The sequence below is a fragment of the Flavobacterium sp. GW823-FHT06G12 genome (assembly GCF_058794775.1).
Genome location: NZ_JBXAHE010000004.1, coordinates 175,496 through 202,381 on the forward strand (window position 1 = coordinate 175,496; position 26,886 = coordinate 202,381).

At 32.9% G+C, this 26,886-nt stretch carries 28 protein-coding genes; 12 read left to right on the forward strand and 16 right to left on the reverse strand.

Features of this window, described 5'->3' with window-relative positions; translation table 11 throughout:
• Nucleotides 1-114: 114 nt before the first annotated feature.
• Complete coding sequence (locus AC1Q5Z_RS16380) at nt 115-2,484, reverse strand: GAF domain-containing protein (protein ID WP_492445946.1); 2,370 nt, start codon at nt 2,482-2,484, stop codon at nt 115-117.
• Between the two features lie 226 nt (nt 2,485-2,710).
• Between AC1Q5Z_RS16380 and AC1Q5Z_RS16385 the strand changes: the two genes are divergently transcribed.
• Both AC1Q5Z_RS16385 and AC1Q5Z_RS16390 read left to right on the forward strand, forming a co-directional pair.
• Nucleotides 2,711-3,463: a glucose 1-dehydrogenase gene (locus AC1Q5Z_RS16385; RefSeq protein ID WP_492445948.1), complete on the forward strand. Its 753-nt coding sequence runs from the start codon at nt 2,711-2,713 to the stop codon at nt 3,461-3,463.
• 71 nt (nt 3,464-3,534) lie between these two features.
• Complete coding sequence (locus tag AC1Q5Z_RS16390; RefSeq protein ID WP_492445949.1) at nt 3,535-4,116, forward strand: TetR/AcrR family transcriptional regulator; 582 nt, start codon at nt 3,535-3,537, stop codon at nt 4,114-4,116.
• 89 nt (nt 4,117-4,205) lie between these two features.
• Here AC1Q5Z_RS16390 and AC1Q5Z_RS16395 read toward each other — a convergent pair whose 3' ends face one another.
• From AC1Q5Z_RS16395 to AC1Q5Z_RS16435, 9 genes are all read right to left on the reverse strand, one after another.
• Entirely contained in the window at nt 4,206-5,264 is a 1,059-nt protein-coding gene (locus AC1Q5Z_RS16395) for a nucleoid-associated protein (protein ID WP_278020712.1), read from the reverse strand.
• A 44-nt stretch (nt 5,265-5,308) separates the two neighbouring features.
• The gene (locus AC1Q5Z_RS16400; protein ID WP_492445951.1) at nt 5,309-5,668 is read right to left on the reverse strand and encodes a four helix bundle protein; all 360 of its coding nucleotides are present in this window, start codon (nt 5,666-5,668) and stop codon (nt 5,309-5,311) included.
• A 95-nt stretch (nt 5,669-5,763) separates the two neighbouring features.
• On the reverse strand, nt 5,764-6,306 hold the full coding sequence (locus tag AC1Q5Z_RS16405) for an IS1096 element passenger TnpR family protein (RefSeq protein WP_198856663.1): 543 nt from the start codon (nt 6,304-6,306) through the stop codon (nt 5,764-5,766).
• A 211-nt stretch (nt 6,307-6,517) separates the two neighbouring features.
• Nucleotides 6,518-7,117, reverse strand: coding sequence for an HPP family protein (locus tag AC1Q5Z_RS16410; protein WP_198856662.1), 600 nt, complete (start codon nt 7,115-7,117; stop codon nt 6,518-6,520).
• A gap of 92 nt (nt 7,118-7,209) precedes the next feature.
• The gene (locus tag AC1Q5Z_RS16415) at nt 7,210-8,493 is read right to left on the reverse strand and encodes a chloride channel protein (protein WP_343585256.1); all 1,284 of its coding nucleotides are present in this window, start codon (nt 8,491-8,493) and stop codon (nt 7,210-7,212) included.
• Between the two features lie 377 nt (nt 8,494-8,870).
• Nucleotides 8,871-9,260, reverse strand: a complete 390-nt coding sequence (gene gloA2 / locus AC1Q5Z_RS16420) for an SMU1112c/YaeR family gloxylase I-like metalloprotein (protein WP_111363319.1) — start codon at nt 9,258-9,260, stop codon at nt 8,871-8,873.
• Nucleotides 9,260-9,835 carry a sugar O-acetyltransferase gene (locus AC1Q5Z_RS16425; protein WP_343585259.1) on the reverse strand — a complete coding sequence of 192 codons (576 nt, stop codon included), beginning with the start codon at nt 9,833-9,835 and terminating at the stop codon, nt 9,260-9,262. The genes gloA2 and AC1Q5Z_RS16425 overlap by 1 nt, the downstream gene beginning before the upstream one ends.
• Before the next feature lie 3 nt (nt 9,836-9,838).
• Complete coding sequence (locus AC1Q5Z_RS16430; RefSeq protein WP_198856661.1) at nt 9,839-10,297, reverse strand: YciI family protein; 459 nt, start codon at nt 10,295-10,297, stop codon at nt 9,839-9,841.
• Between the two features lie 12 nt (nt 10,298-10,309).
• A complete protein-coding gene (locus AC1Q5Z_RS16435) occupies nt 10,310-10,768 on the reverse strand; it encodes a DinB family protein (RefSeq protein WP_198856660.1) in 459 nt (152 codons plus the stop codon).
• Nucleotides 10,769-10,910: 142 nt separating this feature from the next.
• Between AC1Q5Z_RS16435 and AC1Q5Z_RS16440 the strand changes: the two genes are divergently transcribed.
• From AC1Q5Z_RS16440 to AC1Q5Z_RS16480, 9 genes are all read left to right on the forward strand, one after another.
• The gene (locus AC1Q5Z_RS16440; RefSeq protein ID WP_343585263.1) at nt 10,911-13,076 is read left to right on the forward strand and encodes a TonB-dependent receptor; all 2,166 of its coding nucleotides are present in this window, start codon (nt 10,911-10,913) and stop codon (nt 13,074-13,076) included.
• Between the two features lie 354 nt (nt 13,077-13,430).
• Nucleotides 13,431-13,838 (forward strand): DUF2141 domain-containing protein, encoded by a 408-nt coding sequence (locus AC1Q5Z_RS16445; RefSeq protein ID WP_343585265.1) that lies wholly within the window; start codon nt 13,431-13,433, stop codon nt 13,836-13,838.
• Between the two features lie 49 nt (nt 13,839-13,887).
• Nucleotides 13,888-14,508, forward strand: coding sequence for a hypothetical protein (locus AC1Q5Z_RS16450; RefSeq protein WP_492445955.1), 621 nt, complete (start codon nt 13,888-13,890; stop codon nt 14,506-14,508).
• A gap of 18 nt (nt 14,509-14,526) precedes the next feature.
• The gene (locus tag AC1Q5Z_RS16455; RefSeq protein WP_492446288.1) at nt 14,527-15,864 is read left to right on the forward strand and encodes a 2TM domain-containing protein; all 1,338 of its coding nucleotides are present in this window, start codon (nt 14,527-14,529) and stop codon (nt 15,862-15,864) included.
• Nucleotides 15,864-16,187, forward strand: a complete 324-nt coding sequence (locus AC1Q5Z_RS16460) for a 2TM domain-containing protein (RefSeq protein WP_492445957.1) — start codon at nt 15,864-15,866, stop codon at nt 16,185-16,187. Before AC1Q5Z_RS16455 ends, AC1Q5Z_RS16460 begins: the two co-directional genes overlap by 1 nt.
• Nucleotides 16,168-16,497, forward strand: coding sequence for a 2TM domain-containing protein (locus tag AC1Q5Z_RS16465; protein WP_492445959.1), 330 nt, complete (start codon nt 16,168-16,170; stop codon nt 16,495-16,497). The genes AC1Q5Z_RS16460 and AC1Q5Z_RS16465 overlap by 20 nt, the downstream gene beginning before the upstream one ends.
• 2 nt (nt 16,498-16,499) lie before the next feature.
• Nucleotides 16,500-16,805: a 2TM domain-containing protein gene (locus AC1Q5Z_RS16470; protein WP_343585273.1), complete on the forward strand. Its 306-nt coding sequence runs from the start codon at nt 16,500-16,502 to the stop codon at nt 16,803-16,805.
• Nucleotides 16,806-16,818: 13 nt separating this feature from the next.
• A complete protein-coding gene (locus AC1Q5Z_RS16475) occupies nt 16,819-17,205 on the forward strand; it encodes a 2TM domain-containing protein (RefSeq protein ID WP_198856653.1) in 387 nt (128 codons plus the stop codon).
• 39 nt (nt 17,206-17,244) lie between these two features.
• Nucleotides 17,245-18,009, forward strand: a complete 765-nt coding sequence (locus AC1Q5Z_RS16480; RefSeq protein ID WP_492445961.1) for a LytR/AlgR family response regulator transcription factor — start codon at nt 17,245-17,247, stop codon at nt 18,007-18,009.
• A 319-nt stretch (nt 18,010-18,328) separates the two neighbouring features.
• Here the strand turns inward: AC1Q5Z_RS16480 and AC1Q5Z_RS16485 are convergent, their stop codons facing one another.
• Together AC1Q5Z_RS16485 and AC1Q5Z_RS16490 are read right to left on the reverse strand one after the other, a co-directional pair.
• Nucleotides 18,329-19,354 carry a COX15/CtaA family protein gene (locus AC1Q5Z_RS16485; RefSeq protein ID WP_492445963.1) on the reverse strand — a complete coding sequence of 342 codons (1,026 nt, stop codon included), beginning with the start codon at nt 19,352-19,354 and terminating at the stop codon, nt 18,329-18,331.
• A 15-nt stretch (nt 19,355-19,369) separates the two neighbouring features.
• Nucleotides 19,370-20,803 (reverse strand): CCA tRNA nucleotidyltransferase, encoded by a 1,434-nt coding sequence (locus AC1Q5Z_RS16490; RefSeq protein WP_343585282.1) that lies wholly within the window; start codon nt 20,801-20,803, stop codon nt 19,370-19,372.
• 465 nt (nt 20,804-21,268) lie between these two features.
• Here AC1Q5Z_RS16490 and yaaA point away from each other — a divergent pair, with 465 nt between their 5' ends.
• Nucleotides 21,269-22,027 (forward strand): peroxide stress protein YaaA, encoded by a 759-nt coding sequence (gene yaaA, locus AC1Q5Z_RS16495; RefSeq protein WP_488754408.1) that lies wholly within the window; start codon nt 21,269-21,271, stop codon nt 22,025-22,027.
• 142 nt (nt 22,028-22,169) lie between these two features.
• Here the strand turns inward: yaaA and AC1Q5Z_RS16500 are convergent, their stop codons facing one another.
• Genes AC1Q5Z_RS16500 through AC1Q5Z_RS16515 form a run of 4 tightly spaced genes read right to left on the reverse strand, consistent with a single transcriptional unit; the run spans nt 22,170 to nt 26,792 of the window.
• Nucleotides 22,170-23,756 carry an MDR family MFS transporter gene (locus AC1Q5Z_RS16500; RefSeq protein ID WP_198856648.1) on the reverse strand — a complete coding sequence of 529 codons (1,587 nt, stop codon included), beginning with the start codon at nt 23,754-23,756 and terminating at the stop codon, nt 22,170-22,172.
• 5 nt (nt 23,757-23,761) lie between these two features.
• Nucleotides 23,762-24,841, reverse strand: a complete 1,080-nt coding sequence (locus tag AC1Q5Z_RS16505) for an HlyD family secretion protein (protein ID WP_198856647.1) — start codon at nt 24,839-24,841, stop codon at nt 23,762-23,764.
• Between the two features lie 12 nt (nt 24,842-24,853).
• Nucleotides 24,854-26,173, reverse strand: a complete 1,320-nt coding sequence (locus tag AC1Q5Z_RS16510) for a TolC family protein (protein WP_198856646.1) — start codon at nt 26,171-26,173, stop codon at nt 24,854-24,856.
• Nucleotides 26,163-26,792: a TetR/AcrR family transcriptional regulator gene (locus AC1Q5Z_RS16515; protein ID WP_198856645.1), complete on the reverse strand. Its 630-nt coding sequence runs from the start codon at nt 26,790-26,792 to the stop codon at nt 26,163-26,165. The genes AC1Q5Z_RS16510 and AC1Q5Z_RS16515 overlap by 11 nt, the downstream gene beginning before the upstream one ends.
• Between the last annotated feature and the right edge of the window lie 94 nt (nt 26,793-26,886).

A 26,886-nucleotide genomic window follows, 5' to 3' on the forward strand; every position in this document is an offset into this window, starting at 1 on the left:
AGATTCTTTTCTGATTTATTTTAGATTAAAAAAATCCGTTTTTTCCGCGTCTTCGCGATAGCGACTCCGTTTTATCGGTGTTCAATAAATAGTAGACAAAAAAAGCTCAACTATTTAGTTGAGCTCATCTAATAAATCCTGATAAGTTATTTTCTTAATTCCTGGGTTTGAACTATTGTTGATTACTTTGACACGAATTGCTCTCAAACCAGAAACTCCCTGTAAATCTTCAACTTCAAATTGTTCAATAGATGGTTCAAGAATTTTCTTGTGCTGTAAATATTTAATATATTTTAAATATTCTGCTTCTTCGCTATTTTGAGAATATACAATTGTAATTTTCTCTTTCTCAGTAATTCTTTCGTTTGTTCCTTTAATATGCGATTTATCAATTCGTTTTTTAACGACTTCATATCTTGCATTATAAGTTCCGTCTACATCAAAACGTTTTTCGTCCATTCTAAAACGGATAGAAAGTGCAGAACTGAAAACCAAAATCAATGAAGTAACATCCAATTCATATGGTAATGAAGCTTTAAGCTCGTGATGTTCCAATTCCATTTCACACAAAGTCTGCAATTGCCATAAACGAAGATTATGCAAATACATGATGTCAAATGGTTTTGTTGGCGCAATTGAAGCTCCAATATACAAATTGTGTTCAACACCATCCGTTTTAAAACGCTCATAATAATGCGGATAAATCTGTTGTGCTTCAACTTGTTTTCTATCCAAAACCGTTGCCAATCTTTTATTGATGATCGACATGGCATTGTCAAATTTCTTTCTTTCCTGATAAAACATTCCAGTTTTTTCGTCTAGACTATCAAAGTATAATTGCTCTAACTTCTCAGATTTAGCATTACTTTTTGTGTTTTTCAATATTGGATGAATTTCTTCTTCAATGTAACGCTGTATGTGCTGTTCTGTATCTGCTTTTAGTGGATAATCCAATTCGCTTCGAAGCGATTCCAGTTCAAATTTTCTTTGTTCAAGAAGAACTAAATTTGAGTTTTCTTCTTGATTATCAAAAATTTCCATAAGAGCTGTCAGTTGACTTTTCAAATCAATTTTTACCGTTTCATTACGATGTTCAGAAGAACCTTTAATATCAATTTGGCCATACAGCGGATATACATTTTTAAAGACAATTTCTTTAAAAATATAATCTTTGGTATGATTCATATTTTGAAAATAATTCTGAGATTCTCTTTTGAATTTCCAATATACACTTGGGTGAATCGTAGTATATTCACGCTGAATAATCGCTTCAATCTGATGTTGCATATCGGTATTAACACGATCAATCGTATCGGTTAAGTATGGCAGAACCAAATCTAGTTTTGTTGCATTTACACTATTAAGATCTCGTGTATTTTGAGAAACTAATTCTACAACTCCTAATAAATGCCCGTTTTTTATAACTGGTGCAAATATGCAGCTTTGGATACCTTGTGAAAGTAAATGCTCGCCAAGTTTTTTATTCGTCTGTTCTTCAGTGAATTTGCTAACATTAGATATTACAAAAGGTTCTTTATTGTCTAATAAATTTTCGAAAGAACATCCAAAAAAAGCATTTTTGCAATCTACTTCCTGATCAGCAGAAAGCAGAAAGCTCTTCATCTGATTTTCGTATTTTGCAGGTCGCATAAATTTCTCTTCCTCAGGATTATAGATAATAAATCCGACTTTTAAATTCGGAAGATTAAAAATCGACTGAAAAATATTAGAAACTTCCTGATCTGTGGCAACTGTTTTTGGACCAGGTTTTAGTAAACTGCTTTTCAATATAGAAATAGCACTTTCTGTTGTGGCATCAAATAAAGAAACAATACCGAAACCTCTTAAGACCCAGCTTCCTTTTGGAAACTTGGATTTCCATAGATTAATATCGTTGTAATTATCTAGTAGTTGATCGATATCTTCCTGAGTTAAAGGAACAGCGTTTTCAGTCGGAATAATTTCCATAAAATCAGCATTGTATAAAATACGATAATGCTTTTCAATACCATTTTCATCTGGAATGTCATAGAAAAATGGCTGATTGAAATCGATATGCTGTTTGTAATAACTGCTTAAAATTAAACAGCAGTTATTGATATAGAACTGATGCTCGCTAAAATCACGAATTTCCATATAAAATTCGTCACCTGCATTTTTGAGGATTTTTTTGAAACGCTCTGTGTAATTAAAGGAGATGTTTTGAAATGGAATCGTCACCGCTTTTATTTCATTGTGCGTCAATGCAGTCGGAAATAAATCGGCTAATATATTTTTAATTAAAGCTTCATTGTTTTTGATAACCGAATAATCCTGGATTCCAGTCCTTAGTTCCGGAATTAATTCAATTTGTTCTAAAATCGCTTTAGCATAGTTGGATCTGTAATCAACGTCTGACTGCGCAATTTCTTCAAAAGATTCAATTAGCTTGTGAAATGAAATTATAGTGGTAAAAGGACTTTCTTTAAAAAATTGAATATCCATCTGAGTTATTTTTTAATGCAAAATTAAGCATAAATTAAGAATCAACCTCATTTTGCGATTTCTTTCGTTTATCATTCTATAGATAATTCCTTATTTGACGGGCGTTTCTATTCTAAGTTGAATATTTTAACATAAAATTAACTTTAATAATAACGGAACGATCGTTCCGTTATTATATCTTTGTACTGTAATAATTGAATAATCAATAACTTAAATAATAAATAAAATGAAAAATTTAGAAAACAAAGTAGCAATCGTGACAGGTGGAAACAGCGGAATTGGATATGCAGCCGCAGCAGATTTAGCAGCGAAAGGAGCAAAAGTAATTGTAACAGGAAGAAACAAAGAAGCTTTGGCAAAAGCGGAAAAAGAATTGAATGTTACTGGAATTGTAGCCGATCAATCAGATTTAAAATCAATTGACAACTTGGTTGAAGAAGCAAAATCAAAATTTGGCAAGGTTGATATTTTATTCTTGAATGCTGGAATTGCAGCTTTTGCACCGCTAGATTCAGCTTCAGAAGATCATTATGACAGTATTATGAATGTAAATGTAAAAGGAGTGTATTTTACAGTTCAAAAAGTATTGCCAATTTTAAACGATGGAGGTTCGATCATTTTTAATACTTCGATAAATGCTCATGTAGGAATGCCAAATTCTAGTGTTTACGCAGCAAGTAAAGCAGCAGCACTATCTTTAAACAAAGTATTTGCAACAGAATTAGCTCCAAGAAAAATTAGAGTAAATGCTGTTTCTCCAGGACCAGTCGAAACTCCATTGTATGGAAAATTAGGTTTGCAAAAAGAAGAAGTAGAAGGATTTGGAACTATTTTAGGAGAGAAAATTTTATTAAAACGTTTTGCTCAGTCTGCTGAAATTGCCAAAACAGTTTCGTTCTTAGCTTCAGATGATGCATCATTCATAACTGGAACTGAAATTGTAGTTGATGGTGGACTTACAGTAAATGCTGTAGTATAATTTTTTTGACTAATTCAGGAACGATTGTTCCGTATTTTTGTATCTTTGTAAATGAATTTAATTTGAATGTCATGGCTAGAACGAAAGAATTTAATGAAGATCAGGCTTTGGATAAAGCAATCGAAATTTTTTGGCACAAAGGTTACAACGGAACTTCTGCTCAAGATTTGGTGACGCATTTAGGTTTGAGCCGTTCTAGTTTGTACGATACTTTTGGCGATAAGCAGCAATTGTTTACAAAGTCCTTAAAACGTTATCAGGAGCAGGCACAAGATGCCGTCAAAGAACTTTTAGAAAAATCTGAGAATGTCAAAGAAACTTTGCAGGTTATTTTTAAGCAAGCTGTGCTCGAAAGTTTAGAAGACCGAATTACAAAAGGCTGTTTTATGGTTAATTCTTCTGTAGAACTAGCAATGCATGATGAAGAAATTGCTAAGATTGTAAAAGACAATAGCCAAACTATGGAAGAAGTTTTTACAAATGCTGTTAAAAAAGGGCAGGAGGCGGGACATATTTCCAAACAGTTGGATGCAAAAGTTTTGGCGCGATTTATCTTTAATAATTACTCCGGAATTCGAGTTTTGGCTCGCACAGGAGAAAGAAACAAACAAGTTTATGATGATATTATAAAAGCCGTATTTTCGGTTTTGTAACATTAAAATTTAGACAATAAAAAAACGGCAATTACAAATGTAACTGCCGTTTTCTGTATTAATAAGTAAGTAATAGAAAATGAAAACCCTTAGTTTTTCTCTTCTTTGTTGAAGTAAACTAAGTAGTAATACATTTGTTTTTCTTCATCCCAGCCTTTCTCAACAAACTTTTCTGCACTTTCAGGATTAATAAAATCCATTTTAATCTGAATGTGAGTATCCAAATTAATAACGTTTTTAATCGATTTTCTAGCGTCAGAAACTGCTGCGTTGGCAATAGGGAATGAGGTAACATCTTCGATGCTGTATTTTTCTCCTTTATCAACTTTATAGTTTTTAAATTCAGGGATCAAATCAGGGTTATCAATTACTTCATTCAAGAAATTCTGCTCTTCAAACTGATCATTTTTAGCGAAATAATTCACAGATCGGTTCATAAACATTACTTCCTCTTTCTTGTCTTCTGCTGGCAAAACAACATCTTTTGCAAAGTTTTGACAGAACTTTAAATATTTTTTAGTGATGAAATTTTCATCTTCAAAAGCATCAACAGATAAAAAGTGCTCTAACCAATAGCGTGCATCATAACGGTTGCTGTCTACAGTTAAGATTTTGTATCCTTCTTCTTTTTTGTAGTTGAAAATCAAACATCCTTTATCCAATTTACTCAAGTTAATTCCTTGCTGTAAAATCATTTCAAGGTTACTTCCGTTTTCTTCAAACTGTAAAAAATCTGCTTGTAATTCGCTTTTAAAAATACCGATTGCATCAACAACATTATTATCAATACTTAGATTTGTCAAATATGTTACATAAACCTCACCATTTTTAATGTGCGGGTGATTTGACTGCTCAAATAAATGTTTTGTAATGTTCTTAGAAACTTCATGAACATTTGACGGATTAGCGAAAATCTCAGTTGCATATTTAAACATGTCGTTGTAATCCAAGTCCACTTCGTGTGCAAACTGATAATAGTTTTCTTCTTTTTCTCTAAAAGGCTTAAAAAAGAATTCTTTTATCAAAGGAACAATCTCGTCATTTAAATTAAATGGCTGCTCCGATAAAAAAATTGCTTCGTTACGGCTTTTGTTTCCTACGCGGTGTATTGACAGCGTGTCGATGTGGGTGTTGAATAAGTTGATCATTTTTTGAGTTGCTGAGATTCTAAGTTTCTAAGATACTAAGTTTTTTAGATAGTGTCTTTTAATTTTTTGATTAACGACGCTAGCATTCTTTCGATCTCTCTACTGTCCTCATATAAAAGGTTAAATTCTTCTTCGTTTATATAAATTATATTTTTTGCAATTTCAAGTTGGGTCTGCATTTCAAATAAGGAGCCTAGAGAAATATATAAAAACCGTAAAAAATCTTTATTACTTTCTCTTCCAGATCCTTCTGCAATGTTACTTGGAATTGATACTGAACTTCGACGTATTTGCGAAGTTAATCCAAAAGTTTCTTCTTTTGGAAAAGTTCTTGTTACTTTATAAATTTTTGTAACTAAGGAAATTGATTTCTGCCAGACCAAAATCTTTCTAAAATGACTCATTAACTTATTTTTTAAATTTAATTTAAAAATAAGAAAATTCATTCAAAAATTAAAAACTCAGAATCTTAGAGTCTTAGGATCTTAGCAACTTAACGTTAGTTCCAATTCTCCTCAAATCCATAATCTTCGAAGCTATCATCACCTTCGAACATGTCAAGATCGTCTTCGTCTAGGTCGTCTTCAAATTCTCCGTAGATATCATCGTGCATGTCATCGGCTTCGAAGTTTTTTTCGTGAGCTTCGTCTGGCATTTCACCGTGAGAGAATAAAGTTTCAGGGTAAGTTGCCCCTACAGTTTCATCTTCGACTGCAGCTAATTCAACTAAGAATGTCCACATACTGATGAAATCGTAAACGTAGATAATCTTTGTGTTTTCTTTGTCTAAGATACTAGATAACGGATAATCGTTCATGGTTCTTATTTCGCCAGGAACATCTCCCGTATCAAAAAGCGGAATTTCATCTTCCTGATTCCAAGTGTCATCACAAGTATAAAATGAAGCCACTTCTGATCCGTCAAAGCCAAAAGCATTGAAGATTGCATTGTGTAAATCCTCAAGTGTATCTTCCTCAAGAATAGCAATGTCTCTAAAAATATCTTCTTCGGCGTCTAGAATAACTCTAAATTTATAAACCATAATCTTTGTTTTTATTGAGAGGTCAAAGGTAAAATATAAAAAACGAAATACGAATCACGAATTACGATTTGTTGAAAAGATTTTAGTCTCTTGTTTTTCTGTGTTTTAATTGTTTTGTGATCCTGCGAGGTTTTCAAAACCTCGTAGGCCTTATTAATGCTGAAGTTTATGCCTACAAGGTTTTGAAAACCTTGCAGGAGAAGAGCGAAAATTATTTTCTCGCCAGTCTTTTTCTAATTTTATGATAATGCTTATGATAAGTGCTGTGACTTGGGTAAGTTCTGCTTGAAGTCATATTATTAAAAATCAAAGCAGTTATAAGTAAGATCGAAACGCCTGTTAATACGGGAGAAATCACATACATATAGCCTAAACCTTTTATTTGAGCAGAGCCCGTTACTGCAATTAATGCCGTTGCACCACCTGGCGGGTGAAGTGTTTTGGTAATCTGCATAAAAATTATAGATAGAGAAACAGCCAGCGGAGCCGAAATCCAAACAATGTCTGGAACCAATTTATTGATGGTAACTCCAATAAAAGCCGAAATAAGATGTCCGCCCACTAGATTTCTCGGCTGTGAAAACGGACTTTGTATAATTCCATAAATCAAAACACTCGACGCACCAAAAGAACCAATTAAAAAGAGCACATCACTTCCTGCAAATTGTGAAGCATCGAGATAAGAAAGAATCCCAATTCCGACAAACGAACCTAAAAAGGACCAAAAATGCTCTTTATAATCGATTAAAGTTTCTTTATAAAGAATGTAACGTGTTTTGCGGTAGCTTCTTTTTATTTTTTCAGTTGGCATTATTGTGGTATTATATTTTACTCGTTATGCTTTTAAATATACTTTGCCGTATATTGTTTTTTATTGCTTTGTAAATCTTGTAGATTACAGTTTTATTTAATTAAACTTGGAGAATAACTGTATACGGTGTACGGATAAATCATTTTTGCCGTGTATTTTGAAATCAGGCAAACAACCATGATTGGCAAAAACAAAGTATAATCGTTTGTTAAACCGCAAACCAGAAAAATAGCTGTAAAAGGCGCATGAATACTGGCGCTTAGAACCGCAGCCATTCCGATAATCATAAAGTTAACTGGAATTACATTTACATGAAAAAAGCTGTTTAAGATAGAAGCCAACAATAATCCTAAAAAGGCTCCGATAAATAAACTTGGCGCGAAAACACCTCCGTCACCGCCAGAAGCTAGAGTAATTGAAGTTACAATAGGTTTTAGAATCAATATTCCGATAAATGTTAAAGCCAATGTAATGGTTAGTGGAAGCTGAGATGAAGGGCCAAAAATTCCTTTGATGGCATGATAACCTTCTCCGTATAATTGAGGAAAAAAGAATAATGAAATACTTAAAACAGCAGATCCTAAAATGATTTTGTAATAATGCGTATCGATTTTTCCAAATTGAGATTTAAAAAATAACACACAACGTGTCAGATAAACAGAATTCATTCCCGCTAAAATTCCTAAAAGAATGAAGTACGGAATTGCTTTTAAGTTCCATGTTGTGATGGAAACTGCAAATAATGGTTCTTCTTTTAAAATCGTTAGCAAACCAAATGCGATAGAAACCGCAATTAAATTTGAAATGATAAATGCTCGCGTTACTTTTCTAGAAATTACTTCGAAAGCAAATAAAACTCCTGCAATCGGACTGCTGAAAAGTGCTGTAACTCCTGCCGCAACTCCCGCGCAGATAAGTTCTGTTTTGTATTGACGGAAAACATTTTCTTTTTCGTGTGCTACAGAACCAATAGTTGCTGTTGCTACAACGGTAGAAACTTCAATTCCTGTAGAACCTCCAAAAATAACGGTTAATAATCCGTTTATGAAGTGAGATGGAATTTTATAAGAAGGCAGATTTTTAGATTTTGATGCAGTGCTTTCAAAAACCTCTTTGATTCCTTTATTTTCTTTTTTCTTAAAAAGATATTGTCTCAGAAAATAAATCACTGATAATCCAAAAACAGGGAAAACAATATAAAATATTGGATGAACCGAGACTTCGTGAAAGAAGATTTCTTCGTAATATTCGGTTATTTTTTTTAGTGAAATTCCGAGAAAGGCAGAAAGAAAGCCAATTAAAATAGAAACAATAACTAATTTTCGGAGTTTGATTAATTGATGATTTTTTTTGATTTGCGCCGTTTTGTTCATCATTATAAGTTTGAGAATCGCATTTTTTTCTGCGGATTACAAAATTAAGTATCAAATTCGGTTTTTTCTAGGAAATATTCATTTTAGTGTGTTAAAATCGATATAAACAGGAAAATTCCTTCGATGTATATTTTGCCGCAAAGTCGCGAAGTCGCAAAGTTTTTTAAGTTTTCTTCTACAGTGAATTGAATTGCCTCCAGCTTTAGCTGGAGGTATAAAATTTGAAAAAGTAAAAGGCTTTAGCCAAACTTTGTAGATTTGGCTAAAGCCTTTCAAGCTTGACTTTCTAAATCATCCAGCTAAAGCTGGACGCAATTCAATCTTCAATCTTTAAAAATTTAAAAAACTTTGTGTCTTAGCGACTTTGCGGCAAAAAAGAACTAACGCTCATAAAACTCAATCGGCAATAAATCAGGATCTGCGATAAAAGTGAAACGCTTTTCTGTGGTTTCATCAATTCTTATGGGTTCCGATTCTATATTTTTTGAAGTTAAAAAAGCAATCGTTTCTTCTAGATTAATAACTTCAAATGCTAAATGGCGCAAACCAACTGCTTCCGGTCTTGAAGGTCTTTGCGGCGGATTTGGAAATGAAAATAACTCCACAACATAAGAGCCATTCAAAGCCAAATCCAATTTATAAGATTGGCGTTCTTCGCGGTAAATTTCACGAATAATGGTTAAACCTAAAATCTGAGTATAGAAATATTTCGATTTTTCGTAATCAGAGCATAAAATGGCAATATGATGAACTTTGTTAAGGGTAAGCATTATTTTTTAGATTCAGGTTCTTGATTTAATTTTCGAATAATTTTTGCTGGATTTCCAACAGCAAGCGAATTGTCTGGAATATCTTTTGTAACAACAGATCCAGCGCCAATAACACAGCCTTTTCCGATTGTTACTCCTGGGCAGATAACAGAATTTCCGCCAATCCAGCAATCGTCGCCAATTGTAACGGGATATGCGTTTTCAAGCGTTTTTCTCAACTCAGCGTCAAGCGGATGCGAAGCAGTATAAATCTGAACATTTGGCGCAATAAATACATTTGAGCCAATATTTACTGGCGCACAGTCTAAAACCACACAATTCACATTAAAATAAACATTTTCGCCAGCAAAAATATTGTAACCGTAATCACAATGAAAAGGAGGTTCAATATAAAGACCGGCTCCAGCATTTGGAATTAATTCTTTTAGAATCTCTTTTGCTTTTTTGGTAACTCGATATTCTTTTACATTTAAGCTGTGTAAAAGGTTTTTTGCCGCACGGCGTCCTTTTACTAATTCTGGATCAAAGGCATTATAATATTCGCCAGAGATCATTTTTTCTTTTTCTGTTTTCATATTTTACATTTTCGTCTTGGCAATTTTTTCATGCATTTTCGGAATTTCCTGCAAAGCTGCGGTGCAGTACCAAGGCGTTAATTCGGCTTCAAGTAAATTGGCTTTTATTGCTGGATCGGTGGCAACAAGCGCTTTTGCTTCTTCCACCGTTTCGACATTAAAAATATAAATGCCACGATAATTTCGATCATTTTTCATGAAAGGTCCTGCAACAGCGAGTTTTCCTTCTTTGGCCAATTTGCCAATATTTTCCATGTGTCCTTCAAAAAGTTTTTTGGTTTCTTCTTTAGATGCTGTTGTATTACTTCCGGATTTTAGAAGACAAAAAACATATTTCTTCATTCCGTATTCGTCGGCATGGAGAGATTTGGCTAGAGCTTCATCATATTTAACTTCGGATTCTTGTGAAAACCCGATTGCACTCATTACTAAAAAAACAAAAATTAAAAGTGGCTTTTTCATGATTATGAATTTTTAAAGCAATTTCTTCAAAATAACAATCTGCCCCAAATGATAAACGTCATGTTGAATGATTCCGTGAATATCTTCATAAAAATTGTGATTATTATTTAGATCTATTTTCTCGAAATCCTCATCATTAAAATCATTCAGGCAAGCACTCCATAATTCCTGAGATTTTGCCAGACTTTGCAGTGATTGTTCCCAAGCGGGCTCAGATGAATCTAAAATGGGCACAAAATAATTATGATCGGGAGTTGTAATTATTTCTCCTTGAACACGCTTTAATATGTTTCTTCTCCATTGTATTAGGTGATTGACAATTTCCCAAATCGTGTTTAAGTTAGGATTGATTTTTTTATAAGCCTGAGCTGCAGTTACATCTTTTAAAGTATCTGCTAAGGTTACTTCAAGCCATGGATTTCCATTATAAATGGATTGATATAAATTCGAAACTCTTTTACTTTCTGACATAGTTAATAGTTTTTAGAAACACGTTACTAAGATACAAATTAGTATTTTACAACTCATCCTCGAAAATCTACAATTGGGTTATTATATATTTTTTAACATGAATTGTTAAAATACATTTGCTTCATCAAAAACCAAAGATGACATGAAAACCAAATTATTTTTTACAATAAGCTTTTTATTTTTTACAGCTTTAATTTTTGCTCAAAATACTATTTCTGGAAAAGTAGTAGATCCAAAAGGAAAACCTGTTGCTGGCGCTAATATTTATATTGACGGAACTTACGACGGAGCAACAAGTTCTGAAACAGGAGAATTTTCTTTTGAAACTACAGAAACTGGAAATAAATTTTTAGTGGTAAGTTTTCTACTTTTTGAGACTTACAAACAAGAAATTGATGTTGCTAATTATAAAGATCAAGTAGTAAAATTAAAAGAGAATATTAATACTTTGGATGCCGTTGTTATTACAGCTGGAACTTTAGAATCTGGAGACAAAGCTAGAGTTTCTGTTTTAAAACCTTTAGATATTGTTACGACAGCAGGCTCTGCAGGAAATATAGTGGCGGCTTTGCAGACTTTGCCAGGAACTCAAACGGTTGGTGAAGACGGACGTTTGTTTGTTCGTGGAGGTGAAGCAAGCGAAACCCAAACTTTTGTTGACGGAATTCGTGTGGCACAACCGTATGGTGCTACAACCAATAATTTGCCTACAAGAAGCAGGTTTTCTCCTTTCTTGTTTAATGGAATTGCATTTTCTACTGGAGGTTATTCTGCAGAATATGGCGAAGCTTTGTCGAGTGTTTTGCTTCTAAATACAAAAGACGAAGAAGATCATGATAAAACAGATATCGGATTAATGACGGTTGGGTTGAGCTTAGGAAATACGCAGAAGTTCAAAAAAAGTTCTCTTAGCGTAAATATGATGTATGTGAATTTAGCACCTTATCAGGCTGTTATTCCGCAAAACGTAGAGTGGAATAATCCGTATCAATCTCTTGGAGGTGAGACGGTTTACAGATACAACTTCACAAACGGAATATTTAAGTTGTATGCTTCTTTTGATTCTGAAAAATTTGATTTGAATCAGAAAAATGTCAATTTCGAAAATCCGATTCGAACTGACATGAACAATAATAACTTCTATTTGAATTCGTCTTACAAAGGAAGTTTTGGAACTGGATGGCAGATTACTTCTGGAGTGAGCTACGGTTACAGTAAAAACAAATTGAAATATGATATTACCGGAATCGAAAACCAAGAAAATGCCGCTCAGCTGAAGCTGAAATTAAGCAAGAAATTTTCAAACTTTTTTAAATTGTCTTTCGGAAGTGATTATTTCATTACAAAATACGATGAAAACGTAGCCGATAATATTTCGCTTAATGTTACAAATGGTTACGATTCAAACATTTTTGCAGCGTATACTGAAGGTGATATTTTATTTTCTAAAAGACTGGCCTTAAAAGTTGGTTTAAGATATTCAAACAACAGTTTATTAAACGAAAATAATATTGCGCCAAGAGCTTCATTAGGATATAAAGCTTCAAAAAACAGTCAGTTCTCATTTGCTTACGGAGATTATTCTCAAACACCAGTTGTAGATTATATTAAATTTTCTAAATATCATCAATTCGAAAGCGAAAAAGCAAGTCATTATATTTTCAATTATACGTTTACAAGACCTGGACAAACACTTAGAGCCGAGGCTTATTATAAAGATTACAGCAATTTAGTGCAATACGACACAAGAGATATTCAGTACAATTCTGTTTTCAATAATAATGGATCTGGTTATGCAAAAGGATTCGATTTGTTTTGGAGAGACAGCAATTTGCATAAAAACTTAGAGTATTGGATTTCATATTCTTATATCGATTCAGAAAGACAATATAAAAACTTTCCAAACATGGCAACTCCAAGTTTTATTGCCAATCATAACTTATCTGTTGTAGCAAAATATTTTATTACAGATTGGAAATCTCAGGTTAGTTTAACAAACAGTTTTAGTTCAGGACGTCCGTACAACGATCCGAACCAAACACAGTTTATGAATGGGAAAACAAAATCGTACAATAGTTTAAGCTTTAGCTGGGCATATTTATTAACGACACAAAAGATCCTTTATTTCTCTGTTTCAAATGTTTTAGGAACGAAAAATGTTTTCGGATACGATTATGCAAAAAATCCAGACGCAAGCGGTGTTTATCAAAGACAAGCCGTGGTGCCAACAGCAGACAGATTCTTTTTCGTAGGTTTCTTCTGGACGATCAGTCAGAATAAGAATGAGAATCAGTTGAAGAATCTTTAAAAAGGTTCTAAGATGCTAAGCTTCTAAGGTTCTGAGGAAAAAAACTTAGTCCCGATAACTATCGGGATAGTCCCTTAGAACCTTAGCAGCTTAAAAAAACAATTCATCATCAAAAATCAACAACTCAGTATCATTTAATTTTAAAAGAGTAAAAACCAGCATACTTTTGAAGTGTAAATTAAAAGGAACAAAGAAACAAAGTGACAAAGGTTCAAAGTTTTTTGAACAGAATAATAGAAAATAAAGCTTTGACACTCTGAACTTTTGAGCCTAAAAAAAAGAGTTTTAATCATCAATAAAAAAAATTTAGAACCTTAGTAACTCAGAATCTTAGAACCTTAAAAAATAGAAATCATGACCAAAATTATTACAATAACTATTTTATTTATCTGCAGCTTAATGTCTGCTCAAAATGTGAAATTAACTGTTGCCGTTTCAGGTTTGAAAAATGACACAGGAATCGTGAAAGTAGGATTATATAATTCAGACGGAACTTTCCTTAAAACAACTTACAAAAGTTTGGCTTCCGAAATTAAAAACAATCAAGCGGTTGTAACTTTTGATAATCTTCCTGCGGGAGAATATGCAATTTCAACGTATCATGATGAAAATAGCAACGGAAAGCTTGACAGAAATGCAATGGGAGCTCCATCAGAAGAATATGCAGCTTCAAACAATGCAAAAGGATTTATGGGACCTCCATCATATCAAGATGCTAAATTTAATGTCAGCAAAGATTCAAAAATTGAAATTGTATTCTAAATAAACAAATAACTAATCCATATAAACAAATCATTAAATAACTTATAAAATGAAAAAAATCATCACTTTAATCGTATTATTTGTTGCAGCAGTAGGTATGGCTCAAACACAATTTGAACAAGGAATGAACAAAGCGTTCGGACTTTGGAAAGAAGGAAAAAATGCTGAAGCTTCGGCTTTATTCGAAAGAATTGCTGCGGCAGAAAAAAACAGTTACTTGCCAAATTATTATATTGCTATGATCAACGCGACAGCTGTTTTTACAGAAAAAGACAAAACAAAAATCGATTTGTTGTTGACTAAAGCTCAAGATGCATTAGATATAGAGTTGATAAAAGACCAAGCCAATTCAGAATTGTATGTAATGCAAGCCTTAATTTATACAGGATATGTTGTAGCTGATCCAATGACAAACGGAATGAAATATTCTGGTAAAGTAATGGAAGCTTACGCGAAAGCTAAAGCGCTGGATCCAACCAATCCTAGAGCAGTTTTTGGTGAAGCCGATTATCAATTAGGAGGTGCAAAATGGACAGGAGTTGATACTAAACCTTTATGTGCACAGGTTGATAAATCTATTGAACTTTTTAATACTTTTAAACCAGCAACTCCTTATTCTCCAAAATGGGGATTAGATAGAGCTTTAGAAATTCAAAAAACTTGTAAATAATTCAGTATTATAAATATGATGATATTAAAACCTAATTTGTTAAAAGCATGCTTAGTTGGAGGAATAGTCTTTTTATTTTCTTTTCTAATTCGGTTTGCTTCTTTAGGAACAGCAGTCTTTACCAAGAATCTTTACATTTATTTCTTGTACTGCATGCTTTACAGTGTGGTTTTATATATCGTAAATGTCGTTCTTTTTGATTTTTTAGATAGAGTTTTCAGAGAAAATCCATATTCAGTAAAGAGAATACTTATTGGTTTTGCAAGTTCTTTTTTAGTATCGATGATTGTAATTGGAGTGTTGCGTTTGTTTACAAGTGTAATAATCGAGAATAAGACAATTATTGGTTTTTTAGCCAATGAAAAGGCTGAAAATTACATAGAATCTGCGGTAATGACTTTTATTGTTTTATTGTTTTTTCACGGACTTAATTTTTATAAACTCTATCAGGAAAACAAAGTAACACAGCAAAAGATTATTGCGGGAACGGCAAATGCCAAATTTGAAAGTTTAAAAAACCAGATCGACCCACATTTTCTTTTTAATAGCTTAAATGTTCTTAGTTCTTTAATAGAAGAAAATCCAGATAATGCACAGCGTTTTACTACTTCATTGTCTAAAATTTACCGATATGTTTTAGAACAGAAAGACAAAGAATTGGTTTCGGTTGAAGACGAGTTGTCGTTTGCAAAAACCTATATGAATCTTCTGAAAATGCGTTTCGAAAATAGTTTGTTTTACGAATTGCCAACAGAAAATATCAATCCAGAAGCCAAAGTGGTGCCGCTTTCTTTACAGCTTTTACTGGAGAATACTGTAAAGCACAATGTGGTAAGTGAGCAAAAACCGCTTCACATTAGAATTTTTATTGATAAAGATTATCTGGCTATTCAGAATGATCTTCAGAAAAAAGAAGTTTTGCAGGACAGGCAAGGTGTCGGATTGCAGAATATTGTAAACAGATACGGAATTATAACGGATAGAAAAGTGAAGATTGAAGAAGATGGAAAGAATTTCACAGTTAGAATTCCAATTTTAACAAAACAAATTGCAGTTATGGAAATGAGTGCAGAATATACCGATGAAGCAAAAGCTTATTATAGAGCCAAAAAAAGAGTAGAAGAACTTAAAGGATTTTACGGAAATATAATTTCGTATTGCTGTGTGATTCCGTTTTTGATCTTTATTAATTTAAAATTTTCGCCAGGATTTCAATGGTTTTGGTTTTCGGCTTTAGGCTGGGGATTTGGAGTTGCGATGCATGCTTTCAAAGTTTTTGGATACAGTTCTGATTGGGAAGAAAGAAAGATTCGAGAGATTTTAGAGAAAGACAACAAACAAAAAACGTGGAAATAATGGAAAAAGATTTCATAGAAGCAAATCGTTATTATGACGCTCAAAAAAGAGTCAAAGAAATAAGAGGATTTTATGAGCATTTGACCGTGTACGTTTTATGTAATCCGATTGTGATTGTTGTAAATTATATGACTTCTCCAGGATACCTTTGGTGGATTTGGTCTGTAATGGGCTGGGGAATGGCAATAATCTTGCACGGACTGAAAGTTTTTAGTCTTCCGCCTTTCTTCAATAAGAAATGGGAAGAGAAAAAAATAAGAGAAATTCTAGAGAAAGAAAATCAACAACGATTAGAAAGTAATCATGGAAACAGATTTGAATAACGATCATGAAGAAGCGATCTTGAAAGACTTGGCAACCAAAAAAGTGATTCAGTTAAAATATTTTTACAAACACTTGTTTGTTTATGGCATTGCAATGATCCTTTTTCTTTTAAAAGAATATACCAATCTTCCGTTGCAATTTTTTCCAATTAGATATTTAAATTGGGTTGTTGTAATTATTTGGTCGGCTGTTGTAGTAGGCTCTGCAATTGATTTGTTTGCCTCGTATAAAATTTTCGGGCACGAATGGGAAGAGCGTAAATTGAGAAGTATCTTAGAAAAAAAATATAAAAAGCAAAAATGGGAATAATCATGGGAACGAATTTAAGTGAAGAAGAAAGATATATTCAGGCAAGAAAAAAAGTTGAAAATTTAAAAGGATTTTATGGAAATCTAGTTGCTTATATATTTGTAAACGCAATTTTGATTTTTATAAATCTTTATACATCGCCTCAATATCTATGGTTTTTCTGGCCATTATTATGGTGGGGAGTAGGAGTGGTTTTTCACGGATTAAAAGTCTTTGAAGTTTTTCCAGGAATGGGCAAAGAATGGGAAGAAAGAAAAATCAAAGAGTTTATGGAGAAGGAAAAACAGAATAAAAATAAGTGGAAATAATTAAAATATAGTTATGGGACGTTTTAGAAGAGAAATGTATGAAGATTACGCAAGACAGCATTTTGGAGAGTATGCAGACGATCCAAATTACAATGCTGCTTATAAAAGAGTAAAAAGACTTAAAAGATTTTACTCGCATTTGAAAATTTTCATCATTGTAAATATTATTATCATTGTATCAAGTTTGACTCGAGATAAATCTGCTGGTTTACTGGTAATGGATTTAAGTGGTTTAACAGAATGGCATACTTATTCAACTGCGTTTTTTTGGGGAATTGGTCTATTAGCACATGCATTATCGGTTTTTGGTACCGACTGGTTTTTTGGATCTGATTGGGAGAAAAGAAAAATCCAAAAATACATGGAAAAAGATGCCGCAAATAAAAATAAATGGGAGTAAATTTGAATTAATATTTTTCAATTTTTTACAATATAGTAAATGATCACATTAATTATAGAAGACGAAAAACCAGCGGCGAGGTTGCTGCAAAGAAAACTTGAAAAGCTAGATGTAACAGTAGAAACCATGCTTCACTCTGTTGAGGAATCGGTTCAGTGGTTCGAAAATAATCCGCATCCAGATCTAATTTTTTTGGATATTCAGCTTTCAGATGGTTTATCATTTGAGATTTTTGAAAAAATAGATATCAAAAGCGCGATCATTTTTACTACAGCTTATGATGAGTACGCTTTAAAAGCTTTTAAATTAAACAGTATAGATTATCTTCTAAAACCAATTGACGAGGATGATTTGGAAGTTGCGGTTTCAAAATTCAAATCACGTCTTCCGAAAACAGCAGAAACTTCAAATCTACAATTAGATTTCGAGCAAATTCGACAAATGTTATCAAATCCTTTTGAGAAAACGTATAAAAAGAGATTTACAGTTAAAATAGGACAACATTTAAAAGTAATTACTACAGAAGAAATTGAATGTTTTTTCAGCGAAAATAAAGGCACATATATTCATACGTACGACAATCGAGATTATTTGATTGATTCGACTTTAGAAATTCTGGAACAGGAATTAGATAAAAAGGATTTCTTTCGCGTAAGCAGAAAATTTATTGTTCCATTAAAAGCAATCAAAGAAATTCAAGTTTATACCAATTCGAGATTGAAAGTTATTCTGCCAACTTATAAAGATGATGAGGTAATTGTAAGCCGAGAGAAAGTGCAGGATTTTAAAGCTTGGTTGGGATAGTTTTTTTGTGAATTAAATGTATCGTTCATATGGAACTTCTAGGAATGCATAAATATCAATTCAACGGATTAAAATCCGTTGCTACAATATATTTTCATTTCTATGGAATTTTCTAATGTATATTGAAATCGTTTATATTCTTTTAAGGAAAAGAGCCATCGGCTCAATATATTTTGTAGAGCCGGATTTTAATCCGGTTAGAAATAACGCACCCTAATGTAGAGAGCCATGGGTTCGGCTCATATTTTCAATACAATATTTACAATACAAAAAGAGCTGAAAAATTTCAGCTCTTTTTGTATTGTAAAGTTTTTAAATATTATTTGCTTAATCTATGCAATGTATACGTCATAGCACTTAAAAGAAAAAACGCCATAATTTGGTGAATTAATCCTAAAGCCAAAGGCACGCTGTATAATAAAGTGAAAACTCCCAATAAAAACTGAATGAAAACAAAAACAACTAAAGTTTTGATTCCGTTTGATTGAGTATGTGTAAGTGTATATTTTTTGCTTTTGAAGAAAAGAAAAAGAATAATCGCTACAACTACATAAGCAAAAGTTCGGTGTACAAACTGAACACCGCTTTTTCCTTCAATTAAATTTTTTATTAAAGAAGATTGCTCAATAAAAACCGATTCGTGAATAAATTCTCCGTCGCTCATTAAAGGCCAATGATTATGGATTAATCCCGCATTCAATCCCGCTACAAATCCGCCATAAATAATTTGGATTAATAAAGCAGCTAAAGCAAAACGAGCGATATTTCTAAGAGGTAAAATCTTATTGATATTTCTTTCTGGATAAATCAAATCTAGTGCAACCCAAAGCGTATACGCAAATGTGATAAAAGCAAAAGTTAAGTGCAAAGAAAGTCTAAAGTGGCTTACATCTGGATTGTCAATTAATCCGCTTCTTACCATAAACCATCCTAAAAATCCTTGGAAAGCTCCCATTGCCAAAAGAATGATACATTTTTTGATGGTTGGAGTATCTAATTTCTTTTTTGCTAAAAAGTAAACAAACGGCACAAAGAAAACCAAGCCAATAATACGACCAATGAAACGGTGAAACCATTCCCAGAAATAGATGAATTTATAATCGGCTAACTGAAAATCATTGTGAATATTGATTTTCTGATACTCAGGAAACTTTTTATATTCGTCAAAAGCAGCCTGCCATTTTGCTTCTGTTAAAGGTGGAAAGGTATCGGTTACTAAATGCCAATCAGTCATAGATAAACCTGAATTGGTCAAACGTGTAATTCCGCCCACGACAACCATTAAAAATAATAAAACACAGCCCGATAGTAACCAAATGATTACTGATTTATTCTCTTTTTTCATTTTATTAAATAATACTTATTTCTCAACTTTTTTTAAGCCTAATTTTTCAGCTCGTTTAATCACAAAATCATAAGCAGCTTGATATTCATTCGGAATATCACCTTCTAAAATAGCTTCTTTCACGGCTTCTTTTAAAATTCCGATTTCTCGTGAAGGTTTTAAGTCGAATATTTCCATAATTTCTTCTCCCGTAATTGGTGGTTGAAAATTACGTACATGATCTCGCTCTTCTACTTCAACGATCTTCTTGCGGACAATTTCAAAGTTTTTATGATATTTCTTGAATTTCGATGGGTTTTTGGTTGTGATATCCGCTTCGCACAAAGTCATTAAGTTTTCTACATCTTCGCCAGCATCAAAAACCAAACGGCGAACCGCGCTGTCAGTCACAATATCTTGTGCCAAAACAATCGGACGTGAACTCATAATAACCATTTTCTGAACGAATTTCATTTTATGGTTTAAAGGCATATGTAAACGTTCGAAAATTTTCTTAGCCATTTTTCCGCCTAAGAATTCATGACCGTGAAAAGTCCATCCTTGTTTTTTAGTGAAACGTTTTGTTGGTGCCTTTCCAATATCATGAAGTAATGCTGACCAGCGAAGCCAAACATCATCTGTGTTTGGGCAAATATTATCGACAACTTCCAACGTATGGTAAAAATTATTTTTATGTGTATGGCCTTCAATTTCTTCTACCTGATTCAACGCTGTTAATTCTGGTAAGATTAGTTCTAAAAGTCCGGTTTTGTATAAAAGTAAAAATCCTGTTGAAGGTTTATCGGTCATGAGAATTTTGTTTAACTCATCAACGATTCTCTCCCCAGAAATTATTTTGATGCGATCAGCATTTTTGGTGATGGCATTTAGTGAATTTTCTTCAATTTCAAAATTCAATTGATTCGCAAAACGAATCGCACGCAACATACGTAAAGGATCATCAGAATAGGTAATATCTGGATCCAAAGGCGTTTTGATCGTTTTGTTTTCTAAATCGGTTAATCCGTCAAACGGATCTAGAAGATCTCCGAAATTATTTTGGTTTAAAGAAAGTGCTAAGGCATTGATGGTAAAATCACGACGATTTTGGTCGTCTTGCAAAGTTCCATTTTCAACAATCGGATTTCGGCTGTCTCGGGTATAAGATTCTTTTCGGGCACCAACAAACTCGATATCAGTATCTTCAAAACGAAGCATTGCAGTTCCGTAAGTTTTAAAAACCTGCACTTTTGGTTTGTTCGGAAGTAAATCGGAAACTTTAAGAGCCAATTCGATGCCGCTTCCAACTGCAACAACATCAATGTCTTTTTTAGAACCTCGGTTTAAAAGCAAATCACGAACAAATCCTCCTATCACATAAGAGTCAACTTTTAATTCCTGAGAAGCTTTCGAAATAACATCGAAGATTTTGTTTTGTAAAGCAGTTTTATAATTTGTTTGTATCGCCACGAATTCACTAATTATTGAGTAAAAATGCAATTTCAAATTTCTAAGAAATGAAATGCATGCAAATTTACAACATAGAAAATGCCTATTATAATCTAGAGCTCACTTTTTTGAACAATTTCACATTTTGTCGTGCAGAATTTTATTAAAATGAGAATGGTTGCCACGAATTGCACGAATTTCCACGAATTTATTTTTCTGCCACAGATTAAAAGGATTAAAAAAGATTTTTAATTAGTGAAAATTTGTGCAATTCGTGGCAGAAAAAATAGTAATAGATTAAGAAAATCTGTGTAAATCATTTTAATCTGTGGCAAAAAAATATAACAATTTGCGCAAAAGAATAATTCGTGGAAATTCGTGCAATTCGTGGCAGAAAAAAATCTATACCCCAATAAAACAAATCAATTGCGATAATCTGTTTTTAGAAATTCAATTTGTATTTTTGAATCATAGAAAAAAGCACACATGAAAATTGTTATATCTCCAGCGAAATCATTGAATTTCGAAAAAGAATTACCAACATCTCAATATACAGAACCTTCATTCTTAAAAGAAGCAAGAGTGGTTCATAAAGTAGTAAAAACAAAAAAGCCTTCTGAATTATCAGAACTAATGTCAATCTCAGAAAAATTAGCCGATTTAAATTGGAAACGCAATCAGGATTGGAAAACACCTTTCACTCCAGAAAATGCACGTCCTGCGGTTTATACTTTTGATGGAGATGTTTATACAGGTTTAGACGCTTATACAATTCCCTTAGAAAAATTAGATGTTCTGCAAGATAAATTAAGAATTTTATCTGGACTTTACGGTCTTTTAAAACCGCTTGATTTAATGCAAGCTTATCGTTTGGAAATGGGAACCAAAATGCCGGTTGGCGAATCTAAAAATTTACATGATTTCTGGAAGCCAACGGTTACAAAAGCTTTAAACAAAGAATTGAAAAAAGGCGAATTATTCGTGAATTTAGCGAGTAATGAATATTTCTCGGCTGTTGATGTAAAAGCTCTAAAAGTTCCAGTAATTACTCCAGATTTTAAAGATTACAAAGATGGAAAACTAAAAATGATTAGTTTCTTCGCGAAAAAGGCGAGAGGTATGATGGTTCGTTATATTATCGATACCAATGCTGAAACTATAGATGATTTAAAAGGTTTTAATTACGAAGGGTATCAGTTTGATGCAAATCTTTCTAAAGGAAATCATTTAGTTTTTACAAGATAATTTTTTTAAAGATTCTAAGTTGCTAAGATTCTGAGTTTTTTAACTCCTCTTTAAAATAAATTCTTTGGTAAATAAGAATAAAAAAACAACGCCGAATTCAACTAAGAATTCGGCGTTTATGCGTATTATAAATCTATTATCATTAATGCATTGCGTCGGCTGCACTAATTTTGTTCTTCCCTTTTTTAATAAAGAGAATAATCGGTATGCAACATAAAAACATAATTCCTAGATAAAGAAAGATGTCCATATAAGCCATTACAGTACTTTGTTTCATTACTGAATATTCTATGGCTTGATACGCTTTTTTCAAGGCAACATCTGCACTATATCCTTTTGCCATAAATGCGTGCTGCATTCCTGCAATGCGCTGCTGCACGTCAAACTTAGCAGGATCTAGGTTATTAATTAAATCTACTCTATGAGACTGGCTAAAACGAGTGATAAAAGTAGTAATAATTGCAATACCAAAAGATCCGCCTAATTGACGCATCATTCCTGTAAATGCAGCTCCTTCACCAATTTGTTTTCCTTTTAAAGTAGAAAGAGAAAGTGTTGTAATAGGAACGAAAAGCAATCCTAAACCAATACCTCTTAAAATTAAAGGCCAATACATATGTTCAACCCCAGTATCTGGTGTCATTCGGCTATACATCATAAAGGTAAAGAAGAAGAAAATCAAAAATCCTACTCCAACCATATAACCTTGTGGTACACCTTTCTGAATCATATTTCCAACAAATGGCATCATGAATGCTGTTGTAATAGATCCTGGAATTAATAATAAACCTGCATCAGTTGCAGTCCATCCTAAAATAGATTGCGTATAAATCGGGATAATCAATGTTGAACCGTATAAACCAAAACCAAGAATAAAACACATTATGGTTCCAATTCTTAAGTTTCCATCTTTTAGAACACTTAAGTTCACAATTGGATATTTATAAGTAAGCTCTCTCCATATAAATAAAACCAATCCAAGAACGGTTACAACACTTAAGGTTACGATTAAAGAATCGTTAAACCAATCGTCTTGCTGCCCATGTTCTAGAACGAATTGTAAAGAACCAATAAAGGTACTCAACAAGATTATTCCCCACCAGTCAACCTGATTGGCTTTTAATTTTTCTCCATATTTCGGACTTCTAACGAATGTTAAAGCCAAAATTGTAGCGATAATTCCTAACGGAATATTAATGTAGAAAATATAAGGCCAAGAGTAATTGTCTACTAAATATCCTCCCAAAGGCGGACCTAAAGTTGGACCAACAATTACACCCATTCCGTAAATCGCTTGCGCCATTCCACGTTTTGCTACAGGATAACTTTCTGTAATGATCGTTTGGGCTGTTACTAGAAGTGCTCCACCACCCATACCTTGTACGAATCGGAAGGCTACAAGTTCCCAAATATTTGTGGCGTTACCACACAAAAAAGAACAGACTGTAAATATTATAATGGAAGCCACAAAATAATTACGTCTTCCAAATTGCTGTGATAGCCAGCTCGTCATCGGAATTACAATAACATTCGCAATTGCGTATGCTGTAATTACCCATGCCACATCGGTCAAGGTAGCTCCAAGACTTCCGCGCATGTCTGTCAGCGCTACGTTTACAATCGTTGTATCTACAATTTCCAACAGTGCGCAAAGCACTGCTGTAATCGTAATGATAACACGTCTGAAACCGTATTCTACTAAATCGTCGTCTTGTACTGCTGTTGCCATTTATCTTATTTCAAATGTACATCAACGTCAACGTTCATACCTGGTCTTAAAAGTTTTACTTTTTCAGGATCGTTTGATTCGTCTATACTAATTTTTACTGGTAATCTTTGAATTGTTTTTACGAAGTTTCCTGTTGCGTTATCAGGAGGTAATAATGAAAAACGAGATCCTGTAGCAGGAGAAAATGATGTTACAGTTCCTTTGAATTCATAGTTTGGATAAGCATCAACTTTTAAGCTTACTTTTTGTCCCACAACCATTTTGTTTAATTGTGTTTCTTTGAAGTTAGCCACAACCCAAGCTTCGTTATTATTAATAATGTAGAATAAAGATTGTCCTGGCTGCACCAATTGTCCTGGCTGAATATCAACTTTAGAAACCTGACCGTCAATAGCAGCTGTAACTACAGTATAAGAAAGGTTTAAGTGAGCAACATCAAGCATCGTTTTTGCTTTTTTGATATTTGCCGCTGCAACTTCTGTTTGTTTGTCTGAAACTTTAGATTTTGACTGAATAACAGATTTTTGGTAAGAAGTAGCTTTTTGTTGTTGTTCTAAAACTCGTACTTGGTTTTCTGCCTCTTCTTTTGCTGTTAACGCCTGCTCATATTGTTGTTTTGTAATAGTATGAGTTTTGTACAGGTTATTGTAACGGTTATAATCGTTTGTAAGCTGTCTCAATCTAATTTTTGCACTTTCGATAGAACCGCTCGCAGATCTCATTTGAGCGTCTGAAACAGAAATACTTGCATAAGCACTTCCAATATCAGCTTTTGCAGCTTCGTATTGACCTTCAGCTCCTAATAATGCAGCATTAGCTTCATCAATCTTTAATTGATAATCTCTCTTATCGATAGTAAATAAAGTATCTCCTTTTTTTACATAATCATTATCTTTCACATAAACTTTGCTAATATATCCTGAAACTCTTGGGATAATTGGATTCATTTTTTTCTCGATCTGAGCATCGTCTGTTTCTTCGTGAGCTTGACCGTGTAAATATTTTGATATTCCGTAAGTTCCTCCCAATAAAACCATTACGGTTAGTATGATGATGAATTTTTTATTTGTCTTTTTCTTTTCCATGAGAGCTATCGATTATATTTTAGAAAGATTGAATGATTGTGATAATTGTCCTGATACTGAAAGTAATTCGTAATATTTTTGAATAATTGTTGCTTTAGATAAAGCAGTTTGAATTTTGGCGTTTAAATGTTCTACATCCGCTTCTACCAAATCATTAGTGTCAGATAAACCGTTGTCAAATTTATCTTTAACTAATCTGTAATTTTCTGCAGCTTGCTGAAGTGCTTCATCATAAACAACACTTTGATTGATTGCTAAGTCGTAATCTTCAATAGATTTCTGAACTTCAACCTTAATCTTGTCAGTCATAATAGCTTCAGTGTTTTTTACTTCAAGAGCTCTGCTTTCTGCTTCTTTAACATGCACATTGTTTTTTAGAATTCCCGATAAATCATAAGATAATCCGATTCCGAAATTCATAGCATATTTTACAGTAATAATATCTTTTAGATCTAATGCCGTGTAACCACCAAGCAATGAAATCGCTGGGTAATATCCTGCTTTTGCTATTTTAATATTTGCTTCAGAAGCTTTTCCTTGTAATCTAACTGCTTCCAAATCTTTTCTATTTTCTAATGCTATAGCATCAGATGTTGGAGCATTACTTGTTTTTAAATTAAAGAAATCTTCTTCGTTTACCTGAATTTTTACGCTAGGATCTAATTTAAGCAACGTAGTTAGGTAGTAATTGATATTATTAATGTTATTATTGGCTTCATCAATAGATAATTGTGTTTTAGAAACCAACAACTGTGCTTTTAATAAATCATTTCTCGGAATGATTCCGTTTTTCTCCAACTCTGTAAAATCAGTAACACGTTGTTTTGCGCTTTTTTGGTTTTCATTTAAAACATCTAAAGTTTTTTGCGCTTTGTATAATGCCGTATAATAAGTGATTGTTTTTAAAGCAACATCTTCTTTTGTTTTAGCAGCATTTGCACTTTCAGCTTCGTACAAATTGTCGTATGCATCGATGCTGCTTTGAATTTTAAATCCAGCAAAAATCGGTAAACTTAAATTTGCCATTCCTAACATAGCTCTGTCAGGAGAAGCTAGAGAAGCGCTTTCGCCTTGATTTGGCATATCAATCGACGCTTTGGTAAGACGCTGATATTGGCCAGAAATTTTAAGATCTGGGTATTGATTGTTTTTTACGGTTTTTAACTCGTATAGTTTTGTGTTTACCTTAGTATTGGCAAGCGTAACTTCGTTACTCTTTTCCCAAGCCATTTGTACGGCCTCGCCCAAGGTTAAACTTGTTTTTTCTTGTGCTTCTGCTGAAGATATTCCGATGAAGAAAACTCCAAAGAGCATTAATTGACTAATTTTCATAAACAAGTAGCGCTTTTATAGTTTGTTGAATGTGCTTTGTAAGATCGTTTTTAATGTAATTGTTAAACATTTCATCTGTTTTTAAATCCAATAATTCTTCGAAGAAAGAGCGATTCATGTGGAAATGAAAAAAGGTTCCAATAATCGTCGGTGTTATAAGTTGGATATTAATATCTTTTCTAAAAACGCCTTGAGCTTGACCTTGGTTGATAATACTTTCGACAGATTTTAAGTTTCCTTTTTTTAATTCTGTAAAAGCTTGAAGGCTTTTTTCTCTTTTTTTATTGTAAAGTTCAAAATGTAAAACTCTGTAAATCCCCTTGTTAAGACAAATTCTGTTAATGTAAATTTCGATTAATTTATTGACTTTTTCAAGCGGTTGTAGATTTTCCTGCAATAAATTTTCAAGTTGTAATTTTAAATCAACCGTTTTGTAGAAAATTAGAGCTTCCAGAAGTCTTTCTTTTGAACCAAAGTAATACGACACCATGGCAATATTAATTTTTGCCTCTTTGGAGATATCCCGTATCGATGTACCCTCAAATCCTTTCTCAGAAAAAAGCTTTTCAGCGACGTTTAGAATCTGAATTTTTTTATCGTTTAATTCGATGTTTGACATGATAGTGTTTCTAATCGGATGCAAAATTAAACAGTTGTTTAATTTAAACACTTGTTTAATTTTATTTTAACACAATATTAACATAAAGCGTTTT

What these genes read in the sequence shown, in the direction of transcription:
- AC1Q5Z_RS16480 (WP_492445961.1), top strand. Translation starts at nt 17,245, where the DNA reads ATGATCACATTAATTATAGAAGACGAAAAACCAGCGGCGAGGTTGCTG.
- AC1Q5Z_RS16390 (WP_492445949.1), top strand. Translation starts at nt 3,535, where the DNA reads ATGGCTAGAACGAAAGAATTTAATGAAGATCAGGCTTTGGATAAAGCA.
- AC1Q5Z_RS16475 (WP_198856653.1), top strand. Translation starts at nt 16,819, where the DNA reads ATGGGACGTTTTAGAAGAGAAATGTATGAAGATTACGCAAGACAGCAT.
- AC1Q5Z_RS16410 (WP_198856662.1), bottom strand. Translation starts at nt 7,117, where the DNA reads ATGCCAACTGAAAAAATAAAAAGAAGCTACCGCAAAACACGTTACATT.
- AC1Q5Z_RS16485 (WP_492445963.1), bottom strand. Translation starts at nt 19,354, where the DNA reads ATGAAAAAAGAGAATAAATCAGTAATCATTTGGTTACTATCGGGCTGT.
- gloA2 (WP_111363319.1), bottom strand. Translation starts at nt 9,260, where the DNA reads ATGCTTACCCTTAACAAAGTTCATCATATTGCCATTTTATGCTCTGAT.
- AC1Q5Z_RS16385 (WP_492445948.1), top strand. Translation starts at nt 2,711, where the DNA reads ATGAAAAATTTAGAAAACAAAGTAGCAATCGTGACAGGTGGAAACAGC.
- AC1Q5Z_RS16415 (WP_343585256.1), bottom strand. Translation starts at nt 8,493, where the DNA reads ATGATGAACAAAACGGCGCAAATCAAAAAAAATCATCAATTAATCAAA.
- AC1Q5Z_RS16400 (WP_492445951.1), bottom strand. Translation starts at nt 5,668, where the DNA reads ATGAGTCATTTTAGAAAGATTTTGGTCTGGCAGAAATCAATTTCCTTA.
- AC1Q5Z_RS16455 (WP_492446288.1), top strand. Translation starts at nt 14,527, where the DNA reads ATGATATTAAAACCTAATTTGTTAAAAGCATGCTTAGTTGGAGGAATA.
- AC1Q5Z_RS16440 (WP_343585263.1), top strand. Translation starts at nt 10,911, where the DNA reads ATGAAAACCAAATTATTTTTTACAATAAGCTTTTTATTTTTTACAGCT.
- AC1Q5Z_RS16430 (WP_198856661.1), bottom strand. Translation starts at nt 10,297, where the DNA reads ATGAAAAAGCCACTTTTAATTTTTGTTTTTTTAGTAATGAGTGCAATC.
- AC1Q5Z_RS16465 (WP_492445959.1), top strand. Translation starts at nt 16,168, where the DNA reads ATGGAAACAGATTTGAATAACGATCATGAAGAAGCGATCTTGAAAGAC.
- AC1Q5Z_RS16425 (WP_343585259.1), bottom strand. Translation starts at nt 9,835, where the DNA reads ATGAAAACAGAAAAAGAAAAAATGATCTCTGGCGAATATTATAATGCC.
- AC1Q5Z_RS16470 (WP_343585273.1), top strand. Translation starts at nt 16,500, where the DNA reads ATGGGAACGAATTTAAGTGAAGAAGAAAGATATATTCAGGCAAGAAAA.
- AC1Q5Z_RS16505 (WP_198856647.1), bottom strand. Translation starts at nt 24,841, where the DNA reads ATGGAAAAGAAAAAGACAAATAAAAAATTCATCATCATACTAACCGTA.
- AC1Q5Z_RS16405 (WP_198856663.1), bottom strand. Translation starts at nt 6,306, where the DNA reads ATGGTTTATAAATTTAGAGTTATTCTAGACGCCGAAGAAGATATTTTT.
- AC1Q5Z_RS16445 (WP_343585265.1), top strand. Translation starts at nt 13,431, where the DNA reads ATGACCAAAATTATTACAATAACTATTTTATTTATCTGCAGCTTAATG.
- AC1Q5Z_RS16460 (WP_492445957.1), top strand. Translation starts at nt 15,864, where the DNA reads ATGGAAAAAGATTTCATAGAAGCAAATCGTTATTATGACGCTCAAAAA.
- AC1Q5Z_RS16450 (WP_492445955.1), top strand. Translation starts at nt 13,888, where the DNA reads ATGAAAAAAATCATCACTTTAATCGTATTATTTGTTGCAGCAGTAGGT.
- AC1Q5Z_RS16515 (WP_198856645.1), bottom strand. Translation starts at nt 26,792, where the DNA reads ATGTCAAACATCGAATTAAACGATAAAAAAATTCAGATTCTAAACGTC.
- AC1Q5Z_RS16380 (WP_492445946.1), bottom strand. Translation starts at nt 2,484, where the DNA reads ATGGATATTCAATTTTTTAAAGAAAGTCCTTTTACCACTATAATTTCA.
- yaaA (WP_488754408.1), top strand. Translation starts at nt 21,269, where the DNA reads ATGAAAATTGTTATATCTCCAGCGAAATCATTGAATTTCGAAAAAGAA.
- AC1Q5Z_RS16510 (WP_198856646.1), bottom strand. Translation starts at nt 26,173, where the DNA reads ATGAAAATTAGTCAATTAATGCTCTTTGGAGTTTTCTTCATCGGAATA.
- AC1Q5Z_RS16435 (WP_198856660.1), bottom strand. Translation starts at nt 10,768, where the DNA reads ATGTCAGAAAGTAAAAGAGTTTCGAATTTATATCAATCCATTTATAAT.
- AC1Q5Z_RS16500 (WP_198856648.1), bottom strand. Translation starts at nt 23,756, where the DNA reads ATGGCAACAGCAGTACAAGACGACGATTTAGTAGAATACGGTTTCAGA.
- AC1Q5Z_RS16395 (WP_278020712.1), bottom strand. Translation starts at nt 5,264, where the DNA reads ATGATCAACTTATTCAACACCCACATCGACACGCTGTCAATACACCGC.